The 25,044-nt window shown below is 68.0% G+C and carries 19 protein-coding genes and 1 pseudogene; 10 read left to right on the top strand and 10 right to left on the bottom strand.

Annotation, left to right across the window (positions count from 1 at the left end):
- The first annotated feature begins 7 nt into the window (after nucleotides 1-7).
- From M2283_RS44670 to M2283_RS52095, 6 genes and pseudogenes are all read left to right on the top strand, one after another.
- Nucleotides 8-1,342, top strand: a complete 1,335-nt coding sequence (locus tag M2283_RS44670; RefSeq protein WP_280882330.1) for an enolase C-terminal domain-like protein — start codon at nucleotides 8-10, stop codon at nucleotides 1,340-1,342.
- Nucleotides 1,343-1,690: 348 nt separating this feature from the next.
- Complete coding sequence (locus M2283_RS44665) at nucleotides 1,691-2,128, top strand: hypothetical protein (RefSeq protein WP_280882328.1); 438 nt, start codon at nucleotides 1,691-1,693, stop codon at nucleotides 2,126-2,128.
- 222 nt (nucleotides 2,129-2,350) lie between these two features.
- Nucleotides 2,351-3,187, top strand: a complete 837-nt coding sequence (locus M2283_RS44660; RefSeq protein WP_280882326.1) for an alpha/beta fold hydrolase — start codon at nucleotides 2,351-2,353, stop codon at nucleotides 3,185-3,187.
- Entirely contained in the window at nucleotides 3,180-3,791 is a 612-nt protein-coding gene (locus M2283_RS44655) for a TetR-like C-terminal domain-containing protein (protein ID WP_280882325.1), read from the top strand. Before M2283_RS44660 ends, M2283_RS44655 begins: the two co-directional genes overlap by 8 nt.
- Nucleotides 3,792-3,839: 48 nt before the next feature.
- Complete coding sequence (locus tag M2283_RS44650; protein ID WP_280882324.1) at nucleotides 3,840-4,340, top strand: SRPBCC domain-containing protein; 501 nt, start codon at nucleotides 3,840-3,842, stop codon at nucleotides 4,338-4,340.
- Between the two features lie 436 nt (nucleotides 4,341-4,776).
- Nucleotides 4,777-5,130 (top strand): annotated as a pseudogene (locus tag M2283_RS52095) (hypothetical protein); the annotation flags it as partial.
- A 287-nt stretch (nucleotides 5,131-5,417) separates the two neighbouring features.
- On the opposite strand, the gene M2283_RS52090 reads toward M2283_RS52095, so the two are convergent.
- On the bottom strand, nucleotides 5,418-5,819 hold the full coding sequence (locus M2283_RS52090) for a hypothetical protein (protein WP_432423222.1): 402 nt from the start codon (nucleotides 5,817-5,819) through the stop codon (nucleotides 5,418-5,420).
- A 451-nt stretch (nucleotides 5,820-6,270) separates the two neighbouring features.
- Between M2283_RS52090 and M2283_RS44630 the strand changes: the two genes are divergently transcribed.
- Entirely contained in the window at nucleotides 6,271-8,910 is a 2,640-nt protein-coding gene (locus tag M2283_RS44630; RefSeq protein ID WP_280882323.1) for an MGH1-like glycoside hydrolase domain-containing protein, read from the top strand.
- Between the two features lie 320 nt (nucleotides 8,911-9,230).
- Nucleotides 9,231-10,424, top strand: a complete 1,194-nt coding sequence (locus M2283_RS44625; RefSeq protein WP_280882322.1) for an RNA-guided endonuclease InsQ/TnpB family protein — start codon at nucleotides 9,231-9,233, stop codon at nucleotides 10,422-10,424.
- A 459-nt stretch (nucleotides 10,425-10,883) separates the two neighbouring features.
- On the opposite strand, the gene M2283_RS44620 is transcribed toward M2283_RS44625, so the two are convergent.
- Nucleotides 10,884-13,106 (bottom strand): MMPL family transporter, encoded by a 2,223-nt coding sequence (locus tag M2283_RS44620; protein WP_280882321.1) that lies wholly within the window; start codon nucleotides 13,104-13,106, stop codon nucleotides 10,884-10,886.
- A 209-nt stretch (nucleotides 13,107-13,315) separates the two neighbouring features.
- Complete coding sequence (locus M2283_RS44615) at nucleotides 13,316-13,750, bottom strand: DoxX family protein (RefSeq protein WP_280882320.1); 435 nt, start codon at nucleotides 13,748-13,750, stop codon at nucleotides 13,316-13,318.
- Nucleotides 13,751-14,284: 534 nt separating this feature from the next.
- Between M2283_RS44615 and M2283_RS44610 the strand changes: the two genes are divergently transcribed.
- Together M2283_RS44610 and M2283_RS44605 are read left to right on the top strand one after the other, a co-directional pair.
- Entirely contained in the window at nucleotides 14,285-15,511 is a 1,227-nt protein-coding gene (locus M2283_RS44610; protein ID WP_280882319.1) for a sensor histidine kinase, read from the top strand.
- Nucleotides 15,508-16,188: a response regulator transcription factor gene (locus M2283_RS44605; RefSeq protein WP_280882318.1), complete on the top strand. Its 681-nt coding sequence runs from the start codon at nucleotides 15,508-15,510 to the stop codon at nucleotides 16,186-16,188. Before M2283_RS44610 ends, M2283_RS44605 begins: the two co-directional genes overlap by 4 nt.
- A gap of 161 nt (nucleotides 16,189-16,349) precedes the next feature.
- Here M2283_RS44605 and M2283_RS44600 read toward each other — a convergent pair whose 3' ends face one another.
- The 7 genes from M2283_RS44600 to M2283_RS44570 all read right to left on the bottom strand — a co-directional run bounded on the left by M2283_RS44600 (nucleotide 16,350) and on the right by M2283_RS44570 (nucleotide 25,029).
- Nucleotides 16,350-17,282 carry an SGNH/GDSL hydrolase family protein gene (locus tag M2283_RS44600; RefSeq protein WP_280882316.1) on the bottom strand — a complete coding sequence of 311 codons (933 nt, stop codon included), beginning with the start codon at nucleotides 17,280-17,282 and terminating at the stop codon, nucleotides 16,350-16,352.
- A 196-nt stretch (nucleotides 17,283-17,478) separates the two neighbouring features.
- Nucleotides 17,479-18,150, bottom strand: a complete 672-nt coding sequence (locus M2283_RS44595; RefSeq protein WP_280882315.1) for a response regulator transcription factor — start codon at nucleotides 18,148-18,150, stop codon at nucleotides 17,479-17,481.
- Between the two features lie 16 nt (nucleotides 18,151-18,166).
- Complete coding sequence (locus tag M2283_RS44590) at nucleotides 18,167-19,330, bottom strand: sensor histidine kinase (RefSeq protein ID WP_280882314.1); 1,164 nt, start codon at nucleotides 19,328-19,330, stop codon at nucleotides 18,167-18,169.
- Nucleotides 19,331-19,442: 112 nt separating this feature from the next.
- Nucleotides 19,443-21,701: an MMPL family transporter gene (locus M2283_RS44585; protein ID WP_280882313.1), complete on the bottom strand. Its 2,259-nt coding sequence runs from the start codon at nucleotides 21,699-21,701 to the stop codon at nucleotides 19,443-19,445.
- A 284-nt stretch (nucleotides 21,702-21,985) separates the two neighbouring features.
- Entirely contained in the window at nucleotides 21,986-23,503 is a 1,518-nt protein-coding gene (locus M2283_RS44580) for a sensor histidine kinase (RefSeq protein WP_280882312.1), read from the bottom strand.
- The gene (locus M2283_RS44575; protein ID WP_280882311.1) at nucleotides 23,500-24,204 is read right to left on the bottom strand and encodes a response regulator transcription factor; all 705 of its coding nucleotides are present in this window, start codon (nucleotides 24,202-24,204) and stop codon (nucleotides 23,500-23,502) included. The genes M2283_RS44580 and M2283_RS44575 overlap by 4 nt, the downstream gene beginning before the upstream one ends.
- Before the next feature lie 48 nt (nucleotides 24,205-24,252).
- Nucleotides 24,253-25,029 (bottom strand): ABC transporter permease, encoded by a 777-nt coding sequence (locus tag M2283_RS44570; protein WP_280882310.1) that lies wholly within the window; start codon nucleotides 25,027-25,029, stop codon nucleotides 24,253-24,255.
- Nucleotides 25,030-25,044 lie beyond the last annotated feature (15 nt).

Below are 25,044 nucleotides of genomic sequence, written 5' to 3'. Positions count from 1 at the left end.
GACCACCATGAGCACCGCACAGCCAACTGTGACCGCGTTCGCCGTCTACCCGGTCGCCGGCCGCGACAGCATGGAGCTGAACCTCTCCGGCGCGCACGGCCCCTACTTCACCCGCAACATCGTCGTCCTGTCCGACTCCGAAGGCCGTACCGGCCTCGGCGAGGTACCCGGCGGCGAGAAGATCACGCAGACACTACGGGACGCCGAACCCCTCGTCGTCGGGGCGAAGCTGGGCGACTACAAGCGGGTCCTGCGCGAGATCGGCGCACGGTTCGCCGACCGTGACGCTGGCGGGCGGGGCGCGCAGACCTTCGACCTGCGCACCACCGTCCACGCCGTCACCGCCGTCGAGTCGGCACTGCTCGACCTTCTCGGCCAGCACCTCGACGTGCCCGTGGCGGAGCTGCTCGGCGACGGCCAACAACGCACTTCCGTACGTGTGCTGGGCTATCTCTTCTACGTCGGCGACCCGGACAAGACCGATCTGGAGTACCTCCGTGAGCCCGAGTCGTCCGTGCCGTGGTACCGCATCCGGCGCGAGGAGGCCCTGACCCCCGAGGCGATCGTGGCGCAGGCCGAGGCGGCCTACGACCTGTACGGGTTTCGGGATTTCAAACTCAAGGGCGGCGTCCTGGACGGTGCCGAGGAGGTGGCGGCCGTACGCGCCCTCAAAGAGCGCTTCCCCGAGGCCCGGATCACCCTCGACCCGAACGGCGCCTGGTCGCTCCAGGAGGCGATCGAGCTGTGCCGGCCCCTCGGCGACACCCTCACGTACGCCGAGGACCCCTGCGGAGCCGAAGGCGGCTACTCCGGGCGGGAGATCCTCGCCGAGTTCCGCCGCGCCACCGGTCTGCCCACCGCGACCAACATGATCGCCACCGACTGGCGCCAGATGACCCACGCCCTCGCCCTCCAGTCGGTCTCCATCCCGCTGGCCGATCCGCACTTCTGGACCATGCAGGGCTCGGTGCGCGTGGCCCAGCTGTGCAACGCGATGGGCTTGACCTGGGGCTGCCACTCCAACAACCACTTCGACATCTCCCTCGCCATGGTCACCCACTGCGGCGCGGCGGCCCCCGGCGCTTACAACGCCCTGGACACCCACTGGATCTGGCAGGAGGGTACGGAGCGCCTCACCACCACACCGCCGCGCATCGTCGACGGCGAGATCGCCGTCCCCGACGCGCCGGGCCTCGGCGTGCACCTCGACGAGAACCGACTTCTCGCCGCCCACGAGCTCTACCGGGAAAAAGCGCTGGGCGCGCGCGATGACGCCGTCACCATGCAACACCTCATCCCCGACTGGAAGTTCGACAGCAGGCGGCCGTGTCTCGTGCGGTAGACGCCTGCCCGTGCACCCGCCCGTCGCTCCGGGCATGCCACCTCGCACACGGCGAGGACCTGGCGATCGTCAAGAGGCCGGCCAAGTGGCGGGGCACGAGCGAGGCCGAGATCATCCGCCAGGGGATCCATCTCGTGACCATGGCGAACCAGGCCTGGGACGAGCCATTGTTCTCGCGGACAGTTGAGAGGCCGGGGCGCACGCCCCGAAAGCCGGGATCCGTGGCGCGGTCCGCCGCGACACGGATCCCGGAACCCTCGGGCAGTGGCGAACTCCTCCAGGTGGTCGGAAGCATCTTCTGGCGTCCACGTGGTCCGTGGCGATGCCGTTTGCACCGGTGTGGGTGTTGTGGTCTCTACTCACGACCAGCGCCACCTGCTGCTGGACGACCTCGACCACAGCCGCGCCACCCTGCGCGTGCGCCGCACCGGCAAGCCCGTCCACAGCGTCTACCTGGACGAACTCACCTACCGCCTGGCATGGCAGTGGCTGGCCGAACGCCACCGACGCTGGCCCGCCACCACCAGCCCCTACCTGCTGGGCACCGCCCATACCGCCATCGACGACACCCAGCCCCCGGTGTCGATCCAGGCGATCAACAAACCTCTGCGCGCCCACGGCCACCAGGCGGGCCGCCTGCGTGTGGACCGCATCCTCAACGAGGCCCAGCACACCGACGACCCCCTCCACCTCGTCCGCCTCTTCGGTCTCTCTCCCCGCACCGCCATGAAGTACATCCACGCCGCGCACCCGCACCGCAGCCAGAGCGACCCGATCGCGTCCTGAGCAGCACGAGCTGTAGGAATGTGAGGTGCTTGGGCACTCCAACCTGGAACGTTGCGGTGATGAGGGTCCCAGTAGTTCTCGCGGAAAACAGCACTACGCCGTGCGGCAGCCCATTGCTCTGCGCTCGGCCCCCGATCGAGCGCGGCTGGGTGTGGCGTTGACCCTCGTAGCTAATGTTACTAGTCTATAGCTAACGACATTAGCCACTTGGTGGAGGACGGCATGACCGAGCACCTGAGAATCGGCAAGAACACCATCGCCTTCGACGTGACCGGGGAAGGCCCCCTGGTCGTGCTGGCGCACGGTATCGGCGACAGCCGGCACTCCTACCGCTTCCTCGTTCCCGGCCTGGTGGCCGCCGGTTACCGGGTCGCGAACGTCGACATCCGCGGGTGCGGTGAGTCCAGCCTCGGCTGGGACGGTTACAGCCGCACCGACATCGCCGGAGATCTGGTCGCCGTCGTGCGTCACCTCGGCGGCCCGGCCGCGATCATCGGGCAGTCGATCAGCGGCGGCGCCGCGACCATCGCGGCCGCCACCGCGCCCGACGTGATCAGCGGAGTGATCGAGCTGGCTCCGTTCACCCGTGCGCAGCCGGTCGACCTGGGCGGGCTGATCCGGGTCAAGCGCTTCCGGACCGGGTACACGCGGATGGCGCAGGTCATCGTCCGGGGACGAGTGGCGGACTGGAAGAAGTACCTCGACGTGGCCTACCCGGCCAAGCCCGCCGACTGGGACAGCGAACTGGCCCGCATTGAGGCCACGCTGAGTGAGCCCGGCCGGATGAAGGTCCTGCAGGACATGTGCAAGTCCAAGCCCACCGACGCCGGCACCCAGCTCGCCCACGTCACCTGCCCGGTCCTGATCGTCGAAGGCAGCCTGGACCCCGACTGGGCCGACCCCCGCGCCGAAGGGGTGAAGATCATCGCCGACCTGCCCGCCGGCCTCGGCGAGCTGGCCGTGATCGACGGCGCCGGCCACTACCCGCACGCCCAGACCCCCGACCAGGTCCTCGCGCTGGCCCTGCCGTTCCTGGCCAAGGCGGCCCCCGGTGCCTAAGGCCGGACTCACCGCCGCGGCGGTCACCGAAGCCGCCGCCGCCTTGGTCGACGAGGTCGGGTTCGACCAGCTCGGCATGGGCCTGGTCGCCGAACGGCTCGGGATCAAAACCCCCTCGCTGTACAAGCACGTCAACGGCCAGACCGACCTCGCCCACCGGATCGCCATCCTGGCCATGAACCAGTGCGCCGACGCCATCCGCGACGCCATCCAGGGCCGGTCCGGCACCGAAGCCCTGGCCCGCGGCGCACAGGCGATGCGGACGTTCGTCAAGGACCACCACGGCCGATACGCCGCAGCCAACGCCGCCCGCCCGACCGGACCCGGCGACCCCCTCATCGACGCCCTCAACCGGGTGGTCGACTCCTGGGCCGCCATGCTCCACGGCTACCGGATCGACCCCGACCAACAGATCCACGCGCTGCGGATGCTCCGCACCGTCCTGCACGGATACGCATCCCTGGAAGCAGCCAGCGGGTTCCAGTTCGCCACCGACATCGACGACAGCTTCACCTGGATGATCGACTTCATCGACCACGGCCTGCAGGAGACCACGACCAACAGCACCCCCTCCCACAAGGCCGCGCCGGGCGTGACGCTCTGACCGCCGTGGACTGCGCTCCACGCCAGTCCCCGGCCACACCGAGCACCGGTGCACCACTCGCTCGCCGAACCCCCCTCTCTTCCGCACCAGCCAGAAGTGGAAACCACCGTGAAGCCGGTCCTCACCGCCGTTATTGACATCGACGCCACCCCGCAAGCGGTGTGGGACGTCCTCACCGACTTCGCCGCCTACGGCGAGTGGAGCACCTTCTCCGAAGCCGAGGGCACCGCTCAAGTGGGAAGCCGGCTCACGATGCGCATGCCGGGCATGACCTTCAGGCCCACGGTCACCGTCGCGACGCCTGGCCAGGAACTGCGGTGGGTCGGCACGCTCGGCATCAAGCAGCTGTTTCACGGCCAGCACTCCTTCGTCCTTTCCCCCAACCACGATGGCACCACCCGCCTGACCAACCACGAGGAATTCTCCGGCGCCCTGGTCACCCTGATCCGGCCCTTCCTCAGAACACCCAAAAAAGACGGGTACGCCGCGTTCAACACCGGCCTCAAGCAGCGGGTGGAAGACCGCACCGAGCTCGGGCCGGGTGCGTGAGGTGCCGGTGGTCGCGGGGATCGGGATGGCCGCCGCGATGCCCTGCCCCAGCTCTCATACTGCTGACCTCTCAACATGAACGTGGTCCCGGACTCGGTGACCGTCCTGGAGGTGGGACCGCAATACGAGCGAACCGTGCCACACGCCAGCGGCCAGTACGTCACTGACGCGAACCGGTGTCGTGGTCGGTGGCGAAGACGTCCGCCGACTCGAAGACACGACAACCCGAACACTGAGGTTGTTTCATAGGTAACCGCTCGTGAAACACCCCGACACCCGGCGGTCCACCTGGGACGATCGCGTTTCATGAGTTGTTGCAAACGACTGGACGTCTGAAACGACCCCACGAAACGGTCAGGACCGTGAACGACGACTTCAAGCGCATGAAATCGCACGCCTGCCCGATGTCCACCTGGGCCGCCCCGGCGGGCTCGCCGTGCCGGACCGGCAAGGGCGAGGTGGCCATCCAATAACACACCGCCCGCTTCCGCCTCGTGCCCCAAATCGCGGAGGTGCTCGGAGTGCCGACACCGGCCGTACGCAAACCGGGCTCGGTCTGAACCGAGCTGCCCCGGCCCGCGAGCGCCGGCGCCGAGCCCGTCGGACACGTCCGACTCGGTACGCCCGCGCCTCGACGGCCCGGCAGTCCCTGGACGCACAGCTCGACTCCCTCGCCGAGGCCGGGGTCACCCAGGTCTTCTCGGAGAAGATTTCCACCCGCGCCACCCGGCGCCCCGAGCTGGAGGCCGCCGCCAGGCTCGCCAGGGAGATCCGATTCTCCGGCGTCGCCGTCACCCTCGTCGTCCACGAACACAAACGACTCGGCCGCGGCATCGAACTCGCCATGCGCTGGATCACACTGGAGGGCGGGACAGACGTCGACAACAAGCTCGTCAGGAACTCGTCACCAACTCCTACCTGCTCGCCGTCTCCCTCCTGCCCAAGGCCGAACAGCCCGTCGACCCGCCCACCTACGGCACCAGCACGCGGGCGGCTCGGTGAGCACGGTCGGCGACACCCTGTTCCCCCAGCCCCTCGCCCCAGCGAAGCCTCACATGGAAGAAGACCGCCAAGTCACTACACCCTCCCGAGCACAGCCCGTACAACCGCCTGCTGCCTCAACCGGCTGGACGATCGGCGTCTCAACGTCAGGTGGCCAGCCAGTTCGCTTCCCTGGGCCCTCAGGAATCCGCGAACCTGTCGGCTTCTGGTCGGGCCGATGCCGACGCGCACGTCGATGCCGAGGTGGGAGACCGTCCGCAGGCGCAGGACCTCCCCGAGGTGGGAGGCGGTCGCGCCGTGGTAGCGGAGCGCGCCCCGCAGGTCGACCAGGGCCGCGGTGGGCGGCAGGGCCTGCACCACCGGCGACAGCTCCCCCATCTGCTCGAGAGCCTGCCGGTACAGCTGTTCCGGGAGCCGCTCCGTGCAGCGCACATGCATCACCACACCCGGCCCGCGCCCCGTCCACTCCAGACTCATCCGTCGCCCACCTCCCCCGCCACGTTATCGAACACATAATCGAACACGCGAGTGCGAAGGGGGTGATCGCAAGCCTAGAATCAAAAACATGTTCGACCACTCACGCGATCTCGTCCACCCCTCAGGGTGAGGCCCCCACACCGGATCAGGCGAAGGCCGCCCTCACGTCCTGCGGACAAACAATCTCATCAGCAAGTTCGAGGACAGTGGACCCTGCGCCAAGGGTTGACGCACGTACAGCTCCTGCATAGCTTGCGTCTTGCACAAACGTATTGAATCGTTTCAATCTCACCTCCAGCGCTCACCTCTAGTGCTTTGCGCACTCTCGACGGAGCACCGTTGTGTCGCGCTCAGGGCCGGACCGTAGACCACCCGCAATCTCGGAGTGTGCATGCGAACTCATGGCAGAACGCGCCCATCCGGCAGACGCCGTTCGACCGGCGCGGCTCTCTTGCTGGGCCTTGTCCTCATCCTCGCGGTCCTCGTCCAGCCGATGGCGCCGTCCGCCACGGCTTCGACACCGGCTCGCGTCCCCGTGGAGCGGGCGGGCGGCTCCACGCCATCGCGGGTGCCCGGCGACTGGCGGGAGTACGTTCGCACGCCCAAGAGTGCCGACGTCTGCCCGGTCTCCGAGGTCAGCACCTCGGGCGCGGTTGTAGGCGCCCAAAATCTGCTGTGTGGCGGTTCGGGCGGAGCGACGCTGACCTATGCCGAGGGCGGGGAAGTCCCCGCCGTCCTGCTCGACTACGGCCAGGAGGTGGGCGGGCTTCCCTACCTCACCGTCTCCGCCGCGTCGGGATCCCCGACTCTGAAAGCCGCGTACAGCGAGGGCCTGCAGTACATGAGCCCGTCGGGCGACGGCTCTCCGCCGTGGGCCGACGGTGACAGCTCCCGCTCCAACAGCTATCAGGTCACCGGGCCCGGCACCATCACCAACCGCTTCGTCCAGGGAGGCGAGCGGTATGAACAGATCACGCTCTCCACCCCTGGCCGCCTCACGCTGAGCAAGGTCGGCATCAACTACATCGCCGACCGCACCCAGGCTGACGGGTACGGGGGCCATTTCCTGTCGAGTTCCGACGAACTGAACAAGATCTGGTACGCCGGTGCCTACACCCTGCAGACCGATCTCGTTCCGGCCAATTCCCTTCCCGGAAGCTGGTCTGTCCAGGACAGCGCGCTGAACGCCGCCGGCTCAAAGATCAATGACGGTGCCGGAATCCTGAACCGCGGAGCCTCCTGGAGCGACTACACAACCACCTTCCGGACGAAGATCCTGCACAATCAGGCCGGGTGGATGGTACGCGCGCAGAACTCGCAGAACGGCTACCTGTTCATTCTGGACGGGAGCACAGACACCGCAGGCCCCCCGAACACCCTGCAGAAGTTCTCCGTGCGCGACGGGGCCTACACCAGCCTCGGCTCTGTGGCACTGCCTTCCGCCGTCGATGAGGGCACCTGGCACACCATGGCGACCACAGCGGCCGGGACCGGCATCACGATCTCGCTGGACGGCAAGGAGATCGACCGCGTCGACACCTCGTCTCTGCCCTCCGGAGCCGTCGCCTTCCCGACGGGGACCGTGGGCTTCCGGGAGTTCGGCGACGAGAAGGCGGCCTTCAAGGACCTCACCGTCGTCAGTAGCACGGGAAGGACGCTCTACAGCGATCCTCTGAACACACCTGCCGCACTCGCCGACTTCACCCCGCCAGGATCCAACGCCATGCCCTCGGTCCTCGACGGAGCCAGACGCGACCGAGCGATCTGGAGCGGGGACATCCTGATCGAGGGCCTCACCGACTACTACTCCGTGAACAAACCGGAGTACATCAAGCAGTCCCTGGACCTGCTGGGCAGCCGGCAGCTTGCCAGCGGGTTCGTTCCGGGCGCCATGCACCCGGCGGCCGTGCCGCACCTCGGGCCGCTCACCCCGGGCGACACGACCACCTACTCGGCCACGTACTCCATGTACTTCGTCACCGGCCTTGCGAGTTACTACCTCCACACCGGTGACAAGGCGTTCGTCGCTCGGCAATGGCCTGCCGTCAAGCGTCAACTCGCCTGGAACGCGACCAGGGTCGACGCGAACGGCTTGTTCTCGACCAGGGCGGGAGTCGACGGCGCGGACTGGAACTTCTACGACAAAGACAAGGCCGGCGAGGTCTCCGCCTACAACATCCTCTACTACAAGACGCTGACCGATGGTGCGGCACTCGCCACCGCCGCAGGACAGACATCACAGGCCGCCGCCTACAGGGCGGACGCCGAGAAGCTGAAGACGCGAATCAACGAACGTCTCTACGACTCGACGAGCGGACTGTACAAGATCAGCGACACCAATTCCGGGTTCGCGCAGGACGCCAACGCCATGGCCGTCCTGTATGGAGTCGCGCCGCCTTCGAAGCATGCAGAGATCCTGGCCGCGCTGAAGTCGAAGTTGTGGAGCACCCCCTACGGACCGCTCCCCTTCTCTCCCGGCGCCGGATACCGAGAGCTGGTCAGCCCCTTCATCAGCGGGTTCGAACTCCAGGCCCGACTGGCGGCCGGCGACACCGCGAACGCACAGGAACTCCTGCACGATGTCTGGGGCCACATGATCGCTCCGGGCCCGAACCAGACCGGGACTATGTGGGAGAACATCTCCGGGAACGGCGGCACACCCGGCCTGGAAGCAGGGACGAGCCTGTCCCACGGATGGTCCACCGCCCCGACCTCGGCACTGTCGAGCTACGTCCTGGGCATACGTCCGGATACACCGGGATACGCGACCTGGACGATCCAGCCCCACCCCGGGGACCTCACCTGGGCGCGAGGGAGGGTTTCCACCCCACACGGCGGCATCGGCGCCAACTGGACCGCGGGCACCGACGCGGGCCGGTTCAACCTGACCGTCGAGGCACCCAAGCGCACCAGCGGCACCATCGCGGTCCCAGTCTCCGGCCGCGCCCGCACCGTCGTGGTCAACGGCAAGGTGGTGTGGCGCAACGGGACCTTCACCGCCACAGCCGGAGTTGCCGGTGGCCACCTCGACTCCGGCTACGTCCACCTGAAAGTGGAGCAGGGCGGCAGTTACAGAGTCACCTCACACTAACCTCGCGCTTTCATCTGCCGCGAGCATGCCCGCGCGCGTAGAACCCGCCGATCCCGCACCGCACACGATGACATCGAACTCCCCTACCGCGGTTTGCCTGTCGGAGGCCGCGCCCCATGCGGAGTCTGCGCGCTGTTGAGGCTCTTCCCTGTGGTTGCTCATCGGGGCTCTCCTTTGTGGATACCCCCGGCTTCAGCCGGGGGAGGAAACGAAGCTCCTGCGAAGCAGGGCAGGGAAAACCGGTCCGCCCGGGCGGGCCGGCGTGCGTCGACCACCGGCCGACACCCGCCACTCACATGGGAGCTGATGGAACGTGAGGTATGGCGCGGCAGGTCAAGCGGGCGTTCAAGTACCGCTTTTACCCCACAGGCGAGCAGGCGGCCGAGCTGTCGCGCACGTTCGGCTGCGTGCGCCTGGTCTACAACAAGGCGCTGGAGGAACGCACCCGGGCCTGGTACGGCGAACAGCGCCGCATCTCCTACGTGCAGTCCTCGGCCGCACTCACGCAGTGGAAGAAGACCGGGGAGCTGGCCTTCCTGACCGAGGTGTCCTCGGTCCCGCTCCAGCAGGCGCTGCGCCATCTGCAGACGGCGTTCGGCAACTTCTTCGCCCAGCGCGCGAAGTACCCGCGCTTCAAGTCCCGCAAGAAATCCCGTGCGTCGGCCGAGTACACGCGCAGTGCCTTCACGTGGCGCGAGGGACGGCTGACGCTGGCGAAGATGGCCGACCCCCTGGACATCCGCTGGTCGCGTCCGCTCCCGGAGGGCAGCGAGCCGACCACGGCGACCGTCTCCCGCGACGCGGCGGGACGCTGGTTCGTGTCCCTGCTGTGCGACGACACCATCGCCCCGGCCACCGCCACCACAGCGGCCGTCGGCCTGGACGCCGGCATCACCTCCCTGGTGACCCTGTCCACCGGGGAAAAGGTCATCAACCCCCGGCACGAGCGGCGCGACCGCGCCAGGCTGGCCAGGGCGCAGCGTGAACTGTCCCGCAAGGCCAAGGGCTCGGCGAACCGGCAGAAGGCCCGTCGCAGGGTTGCCCGCGTGCATGCGCGGATCGCCGACCGGCGCCGCGACCACCTGCACAAACTGTCGACCCGGCTCGTCCGTGAGAACCAAACGGTCGTGATCGAGGACCTCACCGTCCGCAACCTGCTGAACAACCACACGTTGGCGCGCGCCATCTCGGATGCGTCGTGGAGGCACCTGCGGTCGATGCTGGAGTACAAGTGCGCTTGGTATGGGCGTGAACTCGTCGTGATCGACCGCTTCTTCCCCAGCAGCAAGCTGTGCGGGAACTGCGGCACGGTCGCGGCGAAGATGGCGCTGAATGTCCGCGTGTGGACGTGCGACACCTGTGGTGTCGTGCATGACCGCGACATCAACGCGGCCCGCACCATCAAGGCGGCCGGGCTGGCCGTCTCGGCCTGTGGAGCCGGTGTAAGACCTCACGGGAGCACTCCTGGCGGGCAGCCGGCGTCGAAGCAGGAACCCCTACCGCGCGAGCCGTAGGAATCCCCCTCCACCAGGAGGGGGAAGAAGTCAAGACGGCTGTTCCTTTCAGGCAGCGGCCGCGGTGGCCGGCGTGCGGATCTCGTTCGGCCCTGGTGCTCGCGTTGGAGGGCTTCGGGCTGGTCGTCGCCGACCTGAGCCGTCTGTCGCATTGGGTCCAGGGCCAGGCCCCGCAAGAAGAGAGCCGGTAGGCGGCAGGACCGCCGACTCGGTGTTCACGCGAGTGCTGGGCGGATCGGGGGCGAGGGTGTCTCTTGCGTGCAGCTCCTGGTCCTCGCAATGTCCCCCGACTCCGTCAGGCGCGCCGGCAGGCCGCGTCCGTTGTGCCGGCGGGCGTGGAGCGGTCCCAGAAAGCGGGCTGGTTCACCGGGGCGCTTCCTATGGGTGTGGGCGCGCTGCACTGCGGCAGCGGCTGGTGGGAGATGGCGGTGGCCCGGGCGCGTGCCGCAGACCGGTCGGTCAAACCGTTGTCTGGTCAACGGCCAAGGCGGTGTCGCCGGGTGTTTGCTGCTGCCCCTCCGTGCCCAGTCGTCCGCGGAGCTTCTCGCCTTCGATGTCGACGTCGGGCAGGAGCTTGTTCAGCCAGCGCGGGATCCACCAGGCAGAGCGTCCCAGGAGGGTGAGGGCGGCCGGTACGAGGGTCATGCGGACGATGTAGGCGTCGAGCAGGACACCGGAGGCGAGCGCGAAGCCCATCATTTTGATCATGGGGTCGGCCGACAGGACGAAGCCGAAGAAGACGCTGATCATGATGGCGGCGGCAGCGGTGACCACGCGTGCGCTGTTTACGAAGCCGGACACCACTGCCTGGGTCGGCTGGGCGCCGTGGACGTACTCCTCGCGCATCCGTGCGACGAGGAAGACCTGGTAGTCCATGGCCAGGCCGAAGACGATGCCGATGAGGAAGATCGGCATCATGCTGACGATCGGCCCGGTCTGGGCGACTCCGAGGAGTCCGGCCAGCCAGCCCCACTGGAAGACCGCCACCACGGCGCCGAAGGTGGCGCCCACGGTGAGCAGGAATCCCAGGACGGCCTTGACGGGGACGAGCACGGAGCGGAACACCAGCATCAGCAGCAGCATCGCCATGCCGACGACGAGTGCGAGGTAGGGGATCAGTGCGCTCTGGAGGCGGTCGGACATGTCGATGTTGAGAGCGGTCATGCCGGTGACGGCGACGGTCGCGCCGGACTCGGCGCGCAGGTCCTGGCTCTGGTCCCGGATAGTGGTGACGAGGTCGGTGGTCGAGGGGGCGTTCGGTCCGCCCTTGGGCACGACCTGCAGCAGGGCGGTGTCCCGGGCCGGGTTGACAGTGGCCGGGGAGACGCTCTTCACGTCCGTCAGTGTCTTGACGTGCTCGGTCACGTGTTGCGCCGCGGTCTGGGGGTTGGTGGTGCCTTCGGCGCTCACGACGATGACGAGGGGGCCGTTGAAGCCGGGTCCGAATCCCTCGCTGACCAGGTCGTAGGCCTTGCGCTGGGTGGTGTCCTTCGTGGCCATGCCGTCGTCGGGCAGGCCCAGGCGCAGGTCGAGGGCGGGGAGGGCGGCAACGCCCAGACCCAGGGCCGCGATGATCAGGGCGGTTGCCGGGCGCCGGGTCACCAAGGTGACCCATCGGCGTCCCATCGTGGCGCGCCCCTTCTTCTCCGCCGTCTGACTCTCCGTGCTGTTTGCGGTGACACGGCGGCCGGCGAATCCCAGGAGCGCGGGAAGGAGGGTGAGCGCGATCAGGATGGCGACGGCGACGGCGGCGGCGGCGCCCAGACCCATCTGCGCGAGGAAGGGAACGCCCACCACGGAGAGTCCGGCCAGGGCGATGATGACGGTGAGTCCTGCGAAGACGACGGCGGATCCGGCGGTGCCCATGGCGCGTGCGGCGGCCTCCTCCCGGTCGGCGCGGGGATCGGTTGCCAGCTCGTTGCGGTAGCGGGAGACGATGAGCAGTGCGTAGTCGATGGCGACTGCCAGTCCGATCATCAGTGAGAGGGTCCCTGTTGTCGGGGAGAGGTCGACGAACCCGCTCAGCGTCATGATGCCGGTCATGGCGATGCCCACTCCGATCAGGGCGGTGACCAGCGGAAGTCCGGCCACCAGTACGGAGCGGAAGGTGATCAGCAGGACGAGGGCGGCGATAGCGACGCCGATGATCTCCGTGATGCCGCCGGGGGCCTCATCTTCCAGCGCGTCGCCGCCGATCTCGACGGTCAGTCCCGCCTCGCGGGCCTCGTCGGCGGTCGACAGCAGGGCCTCGCGGGCATCCGCCTGCATGGCCTCTCCGGGAACGTCGTACGTCACCTGGCTGAAGGCGATCGTCCTGTCGGGGCTGACCGTGCCCGTATCGAAGGGGTCCTGCGCGCCGGCGACCTGCGGCCCGTGGGCCAGCTGGGCCACCGTCCGTTCGATGATCCGCCGGTTGGCCGGATCGGTGAGCGGTGAGTCGTCGGGCGAGGCGAATACGACGCGCGCGGTGGCTCCGTCGGCAGCCGCCTGGGGGAACTTCTGCTCGAGCTGGTCCAGCGCGCGTTGGGCTTCCAGGCCGGGAATCTGCTGGGACTGCGAGGTGGGGCCGGAGAGAGTGACGGCGCCGGTCACGCCTGCCACGAGCAGGGCAAGCCAGATGAGCAGCACGAGACGTCGTCGCCTGAACGACAACCGTCCGAGTCGGTACAGAAGAACAGCCATGGGGAACTCCAAGACAGGGGACCACATCGGCGTGCGGATGTCGGCCGCGGCGCGATGAGCTGGTCAGGCGGGAACGGTGAAAGGGGCGGCGAGCAGCCGGACGGACCACACGAGGGGCGACACCGGGGTGGTCCCGAGCGGCGTGGGGTGCGCGAACTCAAGCGCGCCCTGAAGGCATGGGGCCGGCCACGGCCTCAGCGGGCGCGGACTCAGCTTCTGGCAGGTGAACGCCTCGCGCGCAGCTGCTGGAGCACCGCGAGCGAGCGGTCACGGCGGAACCACGCGATGACCGCGGCGGCGATCAGCAGGATGAGGGGGGCGATCGGGCTCTCGTCAACGATGACCATGTCGGTGAGGGCGGCGCCACCCATAACGCCGGTGAGCCCGAGTGCAGCCAGCCCGGACAGACGCGGGATGAGCAGGCCGAGGCCACCGGCGACCTCCAGGGTGCCGGTCACATAGCGCAGCCACTGGCCGGCGCCGATGTCCGCGAAGAGTTCGACACTCTGCTCGCTGCCCAGCAGCTTGCCGGGACCGAAATTGATGATGAAGAGTCCACCGAGGACGATCTGGAGGATCCAGAGCGAGATGTTGCCGCCGTTCGCGCGTATGCCGTTGCCGGTAGTGGTCGTGGGCTGGTCCATGGGACGCTCCTGTTGGTGGATGAAGGAAGCAACGGGTCGCTGATTCGCCGATGGGTTTGCGGATCAGCCCGCAGCTGCACGATCCCGCGAGCAGAGCCGACCTCGCGTCCTCCATCCATGGACATTGCGCCGTACCACGGATGCAGCAGACCGCAATCCTCGCGCTGCGTCATGCCGGGGCCGCGAAGCCAGTTGCTGCCGTAACAGGGCACTGCCATCCCTTCAGCGCCGACGACCGGAGTGCGACTCTTCCAACGCGTTCGGGAAAGCAGCGTCGTGAGATGTTCAGCGGCTCAAGGCGGGGACACGGCCCAAGCCCCAAACACCTCAGGGGTAAAAGCGCAGCCACCACTACTGATCGGGCCCGCGGAAAGAGAACCCCCCGGCACCATGTCCTCGGCTCCTGTGTCGCATGGGCCCGAGGGGCGAGCCGACCGTGCGCGCCGCGTACCACGGCCGTAGTAGCGCGCTTGGTCAACACCTACCGCCGCTACACGACGCGAGCGGCACCGGTGATCCCGTAACGTCCCGGCCATGGCATATCCGGCTATCACTCACCGGCGCATCGCTGCGCTGGCCGCGCGGCACCCCCAGGCCGTGGACGTGATCATCGGTGTGCTTCTCGCGCTCGTCTATCTGCTTGCCGTCTGGGACGGCAAGCCCGAAAGCCGCCACCCGGGCCGCGATCTGCACCTGTGGGATGCAGTCGCGGCGATCGCCATCATCGGGCTCGTCACGGCGCGGCGGCACCGGCCGCGCCTGGTGCTGGTCCTGACCATGGCGGCCACGGTCATCACCATCGCGGTAGGCGAGGCGCGGTCGGCACAGACGGTCACCGCGGCGATCGCCGCATACACCGTGGCAAGCACCTATCCGCGCCGCACCGCATATCTGTTCGGCGGCTCAGCGGCGGCCCTGCTCTACGGCGCGAGCCTGATCTGGCCGGGCCCTGAGTGGCCGGGCGCCGCATGGTGGGAACGCGGGGACCTCAGCCTCCTCGCCGGTGTCGGCATGGCCGTCGCGGTCGGCGACGCACTGCGCACCCGCCGGGCTTACCTGGCGGCGGTGGAGGAACGCGCCCGCCGGGCCGAGCAGTCCCGCGAGGAGGAGGCACACCGTCGGGTGATGGAGGAACGGCTGCGCATCGCCAGAGAGTTGCACGACGTCGTGGCCCACCACCTCGCCCTGATCAGTGTGCAGGCCGGCGTGGCGAAACACCTGATGCAAAGTGAGCCCGAACAAGCAAAGGCCGCGCTGGGGCACGTTCGAGACGCCGCCGGCATCGCCGTCGAGGAACTCGGCACCGTCCTTGCCGTGCTGCGTCGGCACGACGACCCCGACCAGTCCACCGCGCCGGCACCCGGCCTGGCCCATGTGCCCGAACTGCTCGACACCGTGGCCGCGGCCGGGCTGCATGTGCGCTACCGCCAAGCGGGCCGGCCCCGCCCGCTGCCCGCGGCGACAGACCTCGCCGCCTACCGCATCATCCAGGAATCCCTGACCAATGCGCACAAACACGCCGCGGGCACCGCCGTGGAACTCCATCTCGCCTACGCCGGCGAGGGCTTGACCATCAACGTCACTAATCCACACCACTCGCCACGCGACACCCAACGCCCTGCCAGCGGACATGGACTGATCGGCATGCAAGAACGCGCAGCCGCTCTCGGCGGAACCCTCCAAGCCGCACCGGCTGTCGACGGCACCTTCACCGTGCACGCCTTCCTGCCCGCAGCCGACCCCTCAGGAGCATCCCCATGACGATCCGGGTAGTACTGGCCGACGACCAGGCCCTCATCCGGGCAGGCTTCCACGCCCTGATCGACTCCGCGGACGACCTGCAAGTGGTCGGCCAGGCCGGCAACGGCTGCGACGCCATCAAGCTGGTGCGCGACGCCCGCGCCGACGTCGTCTTGATGGACATCCGAATGCCCGTCATGGACGGACTCGCAGCCACCAAGGCCATCACCGGCGACGATTCCCTCGCCGGAGTCCGGGTCCTCATCCTCACCACCTTCGAGATGGACGAGAACGTACTCCTGGCCCTGCGCGCGGGCGCCAGCGGTTTCCTGAACAAGGGCGTCGATCCCACCGACTTGCTCGCCGGCATCCGAACCGTGGCCGCAGGCGAAGCACTGCTGTCGCCGGGCGCCACCCGCAGCCTGATCAACCGCTTCCTCAGCGAACCAGACCCTCCCCAGCCGGTCCCCGCGACGGCGCTCGACGTGCTGACCGACCGAGAACGCGAAGTCCTCACCCTGGTCGCCTCCGGACTGTCCAACCAGGACATCGCCAACCGGCTGTATGTGTCTCCCCTGACCGCCAAAACCCACGTCAACCGGGCCATGACGAAACTCCGCGTCCGCGGACGGGCCCAGTTGGTCATCCTCGCCTACGAGACCGGACTGATCCGCCCCGGCAGCACTCCCGCGAACTGACCACCACCATTCATGGATAGTGTCGGTCAGCTCGAGGAAACCATATGGACGGTGCACATGCAGGCTCCCGGGACGTCTCCGGCGCACCGCGGTGCGAAAGCCGGACGCGGGGAAGCAGCGATGACGACCAGGTCGTCCGTCGGTCCCCAAGCCGGAGAAGCTCACTGTGCCGCCCTCATGGCGCGCAGGACGATCTGTGTGATTGCACGTTGTCCGCGAGCGTTGGGGTGTACCGGTGCTGCCGGGTTACTGGGGATCAGTGGCTCGACCCATCGTGTGTCCCTGGCTGAACAGGCGCTGTGCTTCCGGGATTCCGTGTAGGTGTCCACGTACGTGGCGTCAGCAGTCCGGGCCTGTTGGCGCAGTGCCTTGTTGAGCTGTTCCTCCCTCTCCCGCAGGTAGGCAATATCGCCGGGAGCAAGGGGAAGCCTGCGTCCGCATCCCGTGCCGCCGGGCGGCAGGATCGCGGGGTAGCCGACGATATAGATATGCGCCTTGGGCGCACGCTGCCTGATCTCTTTCATCAGGTCGGACAGTGCGGTTCCCAGAGCTGTCATCCGCTGCTGCGTACTGTCGGTGCCGTCCTTGACGTAGCGATCTCGGCAGGGAGCATCCACCGAGACGTCCTTGCTGCGAATGATGATCTTGTATGCCGTTCCCATTGTGAGGCAGCGGGTCAGCATGCTGCTGAAGCCGATGTCATTGCCTCCGATACCGACGGTGACCAGTCGGGTTCGGCTGGAAAGGGCGGAGAGCTGTGCGGGATTGCGGCCGTTGTCGGTGGACTGAGACGAGGTGAAGTCCACTGTCGTTGCGCCGCTGCAGCTCATGTCGCGGAACATGCCCGGTTTGAGCTTGAGCTGGGCGGTGACCAACGCCGGGTAGTTATGGTCGGAGCGGTCACAGCCAGCGGGTTTGCCGCTCTGAGCTGGTATGCGTGGACCGGAAGTGTAGGAGTCGCCGAGAGCGACATAGGGGCCCTGCAGGTCGCTGTGCCCAGCAGTGTCGCTGTCCATATGGGTCTCGGCGACGGCGGCGGTCAGGGCTACCACGGACAGGAGAATGCCGATCAGGACGACGCGTAGGTGAGTCATGATGCCGTGTGTCCCGTCTTCTGAGTGGGGCTTGAACGTCGGTCAGGACAGGGCATGTCCGGTGCCAGCGGGCGCGGCGGCCGGGGCACGAGATTGCAGCCCTGTTGTGCGGCGTATGTGGGCGAACACTGCGAGGACGGGGCCGGCTTGTCGGCGTCCCCGGGCGTCGGGAGGGCGCCTGCCTCCGCGTTGTCGGTCACCTCGCCGGTTGTACAAGGCCGGCCTGGTAGGCGAAGGCGACGAGCTGTGCGCGATCGCGGGCATCTGTCTTGGTTTTGGCCCGTTGGACGTGGGTGCGGACGGTCAGGGGGCTGAGGAACAGTGCGTCGGCGATCTCGTCGTTGGATTTGCCTTCCGCAACCAGGGCCAGCACCTCGCGCTCTCGCGGAGTGAGGCTGCCGAATTGCTCGGGGTCGGGGGCGCCGGAGCTGGGAGCGGGGGTGGCGAGGAAGCGGGTGATCAGTGAGCGGGTGGCTAGGGGTGACAGCAAGGCGTCACCGGAGGCGACCGTGCGGATGCCATCGAGGAAGGCGTCGGCGGTGGTGTTCTTGCCGAGGAAGCCGCTCGCGCCGAGGCGCAGGGCGTGGGCGACGTGCTCGTCGGTTTGGAACGTGGTGAGGATGAGGACGCGTGTGGCCTGCAGTTCGGGCTGGGCGCAGATGGCGGCGGTCGCGGCCAGTCCGTCGGTGCCGGGCATGCGGATGTCCATGAGGACGATGTCCGGGCGGTGGATGCCGGCGAGCGTAATGGCTTGCTGCCCGTTGGCAGCCTCGTCGACGACTTCCAGGTCGTCGCAGGAGTCGATCAGCACCCGGAAGGTTGCTCGCAGCAGGGCCTGGTCGTCGGCAATCAATATGCGGATCGTCATAGCACTTACTCTCTGGTCAGATACTGATGGGGAGTTCGGCCGTGACGGCGAAGCCGCCTTCCGGGCGACGCCCCGCACGAAGGCGGCCTCCGGCGGACTGAGCGCGTTCTCGCATGCCGATGAGACCGAAGCCGCCGCCGGGTGCGCGCGGGGGCGTGATCGGGTTGCCGTCATCGCTCACGGTGATCGTCAACTGCTCTTGGGCGTAGGCGAGATGGATATGTGCTGTGTTCACCGCGGTGTGTTTGGCGACGTTGGTCAGGGCTTCCTGCACAATGCGGAAGGCGGTCAGGTCCACCCCTGCCGACAGGGGCTGAACGGGGCCGTCGACAGCGATGGTGATGTGCAGTGCGGCGGCGGCGAAGGCAGCGACCAGGTCAGGCAGCCGCTCAAGTCCGGGTGCGGGATTCAGTGATTCCTCGGCGGTCTCAGGCTGGCGCAACAGGCCTACGGTTGCCTCCAGTTCGCGCAGTGCGGCTGTGGTCGTGCCGGTGAGTTCGGTGAGGATTTGGCCGGCCTGCGCGGGGTGGGTGGAGAACAGGTGGGCGGCTGTGCCGGCTTGGGCGTTGGCGAGGGCCATGTGGTGGGCGACCACGTCGTGCAGTTCTCGGGCGATGCGGATGCGTTCTTCGGTGACGCGGTGTTGTGCTTCCTCGTAGCGGGTGCGTTCGGCGTCCTCGGCGCGTGTGCGGACGGTGTCCAGGTACGCGCGGCGCGCTCGCACTGCCGATCCGTGCAGGATGGGCAGCAGGATCCAGAAGGCCAGGCTCACCGCCTCGTTCGCCCAGGGTTTGTCCTCCGAATCCCAGAGCAGTGCGGTGGGCAGGAGGATGACAGCAACCAGGAGGCAGTGGGTGCGGATGGTCCGCTGAGACGCCTGCAGAGTCAGTTCGTACAGCGCGACGATGACCGGGAGCAGCAGGAGGGGGCCGAAGGTGCTGCCCTGGGCGCCCGCGACGGCGGTGGCGAGGGTGGTGAGGACGACGACGGTGCCGGGGCGGCGCCGGCGTGCCAGCAGGGTCGTACAGGTGACTGCGGCAAGGGCGAAGCCCGGCCACCACATGGTGTCGGTGCCGGCCCGGCGGTACTGGTTGCTGGTGGCCGCATAGATGAGCAGGAGGAAGGCCGCTTCGACGAGGCGGGGGTGCCGGTCGGCGTGACGTCGCAGGTGGATGACCATGGGCTTTCTCCTAGCTGCCGTGACCGGCGGCGTGAGGAGGTGGGCAGGGTTTGCGACCCGATCCGGGCCGCTCGCGGGCTTTTGAATGCGAGCGGCCCGGTCAGCGCGTGCGTCAGACGACCCTCATGGGGGTCCGTCGATCGTCGTTGTCAGACGAGTCGCGCGGTGTGTGTGCCTGCTTGGTGAGGGCTTCGCCCTCGACGTCAACGCGGGGCAGCAGTCGGTCCAGCCATTTCGGCAGCCACCAAGCGCGCTTGCCGAGGAGTGCCAGGACCGCGGGCACGAATGCCATACGAACGACGAAGGCGTCGAAGAAGACGGCGCTGGCCAGCCCGAAGCCGACCATCTTGACCATGGATTCGCCGCCCGTCATGAATCCGCCGAACACCGCCATCATGATCAGCGCTGCTGCCCCCACGACGTGGGCGCTGTGCCGGAAGCCGGTGACGACGGCCTGGCCGGGCTTCTCTCCGTGGATGTGCGCCTCGCGGATCCGGGAGACCAGGAAGACCTGATAGTCCATGGCGAGGCCGAAGACGATACCCACCAGGAAGATGGGCATGGTGCTCATGATCGGACCGGTCTCGTCGACGCCGAAGAAACCGGCGCCGTGGCCCTGCTGGAAGACCGTGACGATCGCGCCGAGGGCCGCGCCGACCGACAGCAAGAAGCCGAGCGCGGCCTTGAGCGGCACCAGGATCGAACGGAAGACCAACATCAGGAGGAGGAAGGCGAGACCGACGACGACCGCGAGGTAGGGAATGAGGGCGTCCTGCATCTTCTGGCCCACGTCGATGTTCAGGGCGGTGGTGCCGGTGACCTTGAAGTCGGCGCCGGTGGCCGACTCCACCGCGCTGCGCTCGCTGCGGATGGTGTGCACCAGATCCTGTGTCTGCTGGCTGCTGGGCGCGGTCGAGGGGACGGCGGAGATCACTGCCGTGTCCTTCGCCTTGTTGAAGCGTGCCGGCGAGACGGAGACGATTCCCTTGGTGCCGGCGAGCTTCGCGGAGACCGCTGTCACGGCTGTCTTCGGGTCATCGGCCTTCTTGGCATCGACGACCACGGTCAGCGGGCCGTTGAAGCCCGGGCCGAAACCCTCGGCGAGCGCGTCGTAGGCGCGGCGCTCCGTGGTTGCGGTCGACTTGGCCTCGTCGCCGGGCATGCCCATCCGCAGGTCCAGTGACGGCACCGCGAGCGCCCCGAGGCCGATCACGGACAGGAGCAGTACCGGCAGCGGCCGGCGCACCACGAACTGCGCCCAGCGAACACCCCGGGCGGCCTTCGTACTTGTGCCGGCCTTCTTGGTCCTGCCGATGCGGCTGAAGAGTGTGTTGGGGGTGGGACGTCCGCCCTTGCGATCACGGCGAGAGAGCACCGCATTGGGCCAAAAGCCCAGGAGCGCCGGCACTGCGGTCAGGGCGACCAGGACTCCGACCAGGACTGCGCCTGCCGAGCCGATACCCATCTTGGTGAGCATCGGGACGCCGACCACGGAGAGGCCCAGCAGAGCGATGACGACGGTGAGCCCGGCGAAGACGACCGCACTCCCGGCCGTGCCCGCGGCCAGGGCAGCCGCCTCCTGCGGCTGATGTCCCTTGGCCCGCTCTTCCCGGTAGCGGGAGACCACGAACAGGGAGTAGTCGATGCCGACGGCGAGGCCGAGCATCATCGCCAGTTCACCCACCGTCGAGGAAAATCCGAAGGCGCTGCTCACGGCGGTGATCCCGGCCAGGCTGACACAGACGCCGAGGATGGCGGTCAGCAGCGGCAGGCCGGCGGCGGCGAGTGAACCGAAGGTGATCAGCAGCACCACCGCGGCGACGAGAACGCCGAGTACCTCTCCCAGGCCTTGCCCTGCATCGGTCTCCAGCGCGGAGCCTCCGACCTCGACGGTCAGACCCGCATCCCGGGCCTGCTCGACTGCCTTGGTCAGGTCCGTCTTGCTGGCATCGGTGAGATCGTCACTCTCGACCTTGTAGGTGACGGTGGCGTACGCCGTCGACTTATCCTTGCCGACCGCGTTCGTGTCGAAGGGGCTGGTCGCGCCGGCGACCTGTGACCCGTCGGCCACCGCGGCAACGAGTTTGCCGATGGCCGAGCGGTTGGCTGCGGCGGTGACGTGCTGACCGTGTTCCGCGACGAACACGATGCGGGCCTCGGCACCGTCCGCCTCGGCGCCCGGGAATCGCTTATTGATCAGGTCGAACGCCTGCTGGGATTCGATGCCGGGCATGGAAGACGAGTCGTCCGGTGCCTCGGATGCGCTGGAAGCCCCGAGGAACACGGCGGCCAGCACCGCCACCCAGGCCAGCACCACTATGCGGCGCTTCCGGAAGGCCCATCGGCCCACCCGATGCAAGAAAGTCGCCATGAAAGGACATCTCCATATCTGGATATCGGGAACGTCTCTCACCCTGGCGGGCCGGCCTCTCCATGTCGTCGGCCGTTTCGACAATCCCCTGTACTGAAAAACAAGTAGGACTCGGCGGGTGTCTCATCTCCCGCGGGTAGTCACCCTGCCGCGAACGGCAGGGTGACGCGCGAACAGAACGGCGACACACCTGGGGCACGCCATCGGCTGTTCTTGGGAATCGGCTATGCGTCGGCTACGGCCGGCTGTCCGCAGCAGCTGGCCGAGGGGTTACCAGGCGGTCCTCAGGAATTGCTAACGGAGCTGTCGGGATGCAACGGCAGCAGGACGCGGAACGTGGCGCCCTCCCCTGGCCCAGAGCGAACCTCAACACGGCCGCGGTGAGCGGTCACCAGGGAGCGGACGATGGACAGTCCCAGACCGGCACCGCCGGTCTGTGTACGGCCGCGAGCGGTGTCGGCACGGTAGAAACGGTCGAAGACGTGGGCGGCCTGCTCGGCCGCGATTCCTGGCCCCTCATCGCTCAGCTCAAGGACTGCCTGATCCTCTAGCGTGCCGACACCGATGCGTACCGGCGTGCCGGGCGGGGTGTGGGCGATGGCGTTGCCGACGAGATTGGAGGTGACCTGTCGCAGTCGGGACTCGTCGCCCAGAACGGGGGCGCCACCGGGCGGACCGCCGTCCGGGCCGGTCAGGGTGATGGGACGTTCGGGGGCTAATGCCCGTAGGTCGTGCAGGGCGTCGGCAGCCAGAGTGCGCAGGTCCATGGGGGTGAGACGAAGGGTCAGATGCACGTCAGCGGTGGCGTCTTCGTCGAGCCTGGCGAGCAGCAGCAGGTCCTCGACAATGCGGACGAGGCGGGCCGCTTCGCGTTCGATACGGCTCATGGCGGCATCGACATCGGCGCGCTCTGGCATGCCACCCATCCGATACAGCTCGGTGAAGCCTTTGATCCCGAACAGCGGGGTGCGCAGTTCGTGGCTGGCGTCCGCGACGAAGGTGCGCATGCGCTCGTTGGTGGCGGCGCGGGCGGCGTCGCCGGCTTCGATACGGTCCAGCATTCCGTTGAGCGCGGCGGACAGCCGGCCCAGTTCGGTGCGGGTCGTGGCCGGCTGCGGGACACGGCTGGACAGATCCCCGCCCGCGATGGCCGCTGCCGTCGTCTCGATGCGCCGCAGCGGCCGCAGACCGGCCCGCACGGCGAACCAGGCGATGATGCCCAAGCAGACGAGCACCAGGGAATCGATCACCAGCATCCACACGCCCAGGTGCCGGATCGTCGTGTGGACCGGCGCCAGGGAACCGGCCACGACGACGCTGCCGCCCTTGGCTACGTTGGTGTCGTGGTCGGCGGCCAACGGGGCAGCGATGACACGCCACTCATCGCCGTCACCCTTGCCCGGGACCTGAAAGGGGTGCTGGTCGCGGGCCGCGATCGCTGCGGTGTCGAGGACCGGAAGTTGTGGGGTGCCATGGGTGGCCGGACGCAGCGTATGACGCAGATGCCCTTCGGCATCGAGGTAGGCGACGTAGACATCGCCCGTCAGGTCGCGCTCCACCGCGTCGCGCGTCTCCGGTGCCGTCCCGCCGGGCGTGTCTTCCGTGTTCGACAGCCGTGCCGCAGTCGTGGCAGCGGTGCGCAGCCGGTCATCCAGTTGCTGCACCAGTTGCTGTTGCAGCAGGGTGACGAGTAGGGCGTTGCTGGCCAGCAGGGCGGCGATGACCAGCAGCAACGTGATGGCCACGACCCGCCCGCGCAGCGACAGACGGCTGATTGGCCCGCGTGTGGAGGCGGTGCTCATGAGCGGGGCCGGCGCAGGACGTAGCCGGTGCCGCGCACCGTGTGGATCAGCTTCGGTTCGCCGGTGTCGATTTTGCGGCGTAGGTAGCTAATGTAGGAGGCGACGATGGAGTCGTCGCCGTCGAAGTCGTAGTGCCAGACTTGGTCTAGGAGCTGATCCCTGGACAGGACCTGCCCAGCGTTTTGCATCAGCACGCGCAGCAGGTTGAATTCGGTCGGAGACAGCTGCACCGGCTCGCCGCCTCGCGTCACCTGGTGGCTGTCGACATCGAGTTCCAGGTCATCGACAGCCAAGAGCCCATCGGGCCGGCGGCCGCTGGTGCGGCGCAGCACGGCCTGAATGCGCAGGATGAGTTCCTCGAGGTTGAAAGGCTTGGTCACGTAGTCGTCCCCCCCGGCCCGCAGACCGCTGATGCGGTCCTCGGCTGCATCCCGGGCCGTCAGGAAGAGGATCGGCGGGTGCCCGCTTCCGGAACCGGAGGGATGCTCGCGCAGGCGGCGTGCGACCTCGAAGCCGTCGAAGTCGGGCAGCATCACGTCCAGGACAATCAGATCGGGGCGCTTGTCGCGGACCGCTTCCAGGGCCTGGCCGCCGGCTTCGACCGGAATCACTTCAAAGCCGGCCAGCTGCAAGCTGGCAGACAGCAGCTCACGCAGCGTGGGCTCGTCCTCCACCAGTAGCAGTCGTTGTGTCGTCGTCATGGCACCCGTCCCCGGCTGGCGATCCTCTGTCTTCACTGTCCCGCCCGGCTAGGCGTCACGCTTGCGGAAGACGACGAACGCCGCCGTCAGCAGAGCCGCCACGCATCCGGCCATGACGCCCACTCCTGCCCAGGGACTCAGCAACGTGGGGTCCTGATAGCTGGTGATGATCTGCCCGCCGGCGATCGGCGGCCAGTACTTCGACACCCAGTCGCCGAGTCCCGCGGGCAGGGCCGGGGCGAAGGCCTGAACGATCAGCATCACGCCGAACAGGGTGGTCACCGTTGCCGTGGTGGAGCGGATCACCGTGCCCAGAGCCAGTCCGAAGAGCCCGGCCAGTGCCAGATAAAGGCCACCACCTACGATGCCGCGCAGTGCCACGCCCTCGGAGAGTGCCAGGTGCGGAGCGCCCGCCCCGGACAGCGACGCCTGCCCGACGAGAAACCCGGCCAGCGACACCGCGATCCCGACCGGGAGCGCCACACCCACCAGCACCACAGCCTTGGATACCAGCACCCGCGCCCGGTGCGGAACAGCGATCAGGGTGGGGACGATCGTGCGCGCACCGTACTCCGAGGTGATGACCAGGCCGCCCAACAGGCCGAGCGCGATCTGCGCAAGCAGGTAACCGCGCAGGCTGGTCGCCAACGGGTCGAACGAGGCCTGGTCCGCGGGACTCAGGTCCGCGAACTCACTGCCGGCGGACGAGGCATTCAGCGCGGCGAGAGCGATGCAGAACGCCAGGGTGCCCAGGATCACGTACAACGTCGACCGCATCGTACGGATCTTGATCCACTCGGCCTGCAGGCAGTGCCAGAAGGTCACCTTCCCCCTCCGCGC

Origin of the sequence: Streptomyces pseudovenezuelae (genome assembly GCF_029892565.1) — a bacterium.
Classification (GTDB): Bacteria; Actinomycetota; Actinomycetes; order Streptomycetales; family Streptomycetaceae; genus Streptomyces; species Streptomyces pseudovenezuelae_A.
Note: the sequence above shows the minus strand (reverse complement) of the source record. Positions and strands in the feature narration are given on the sequence as shown.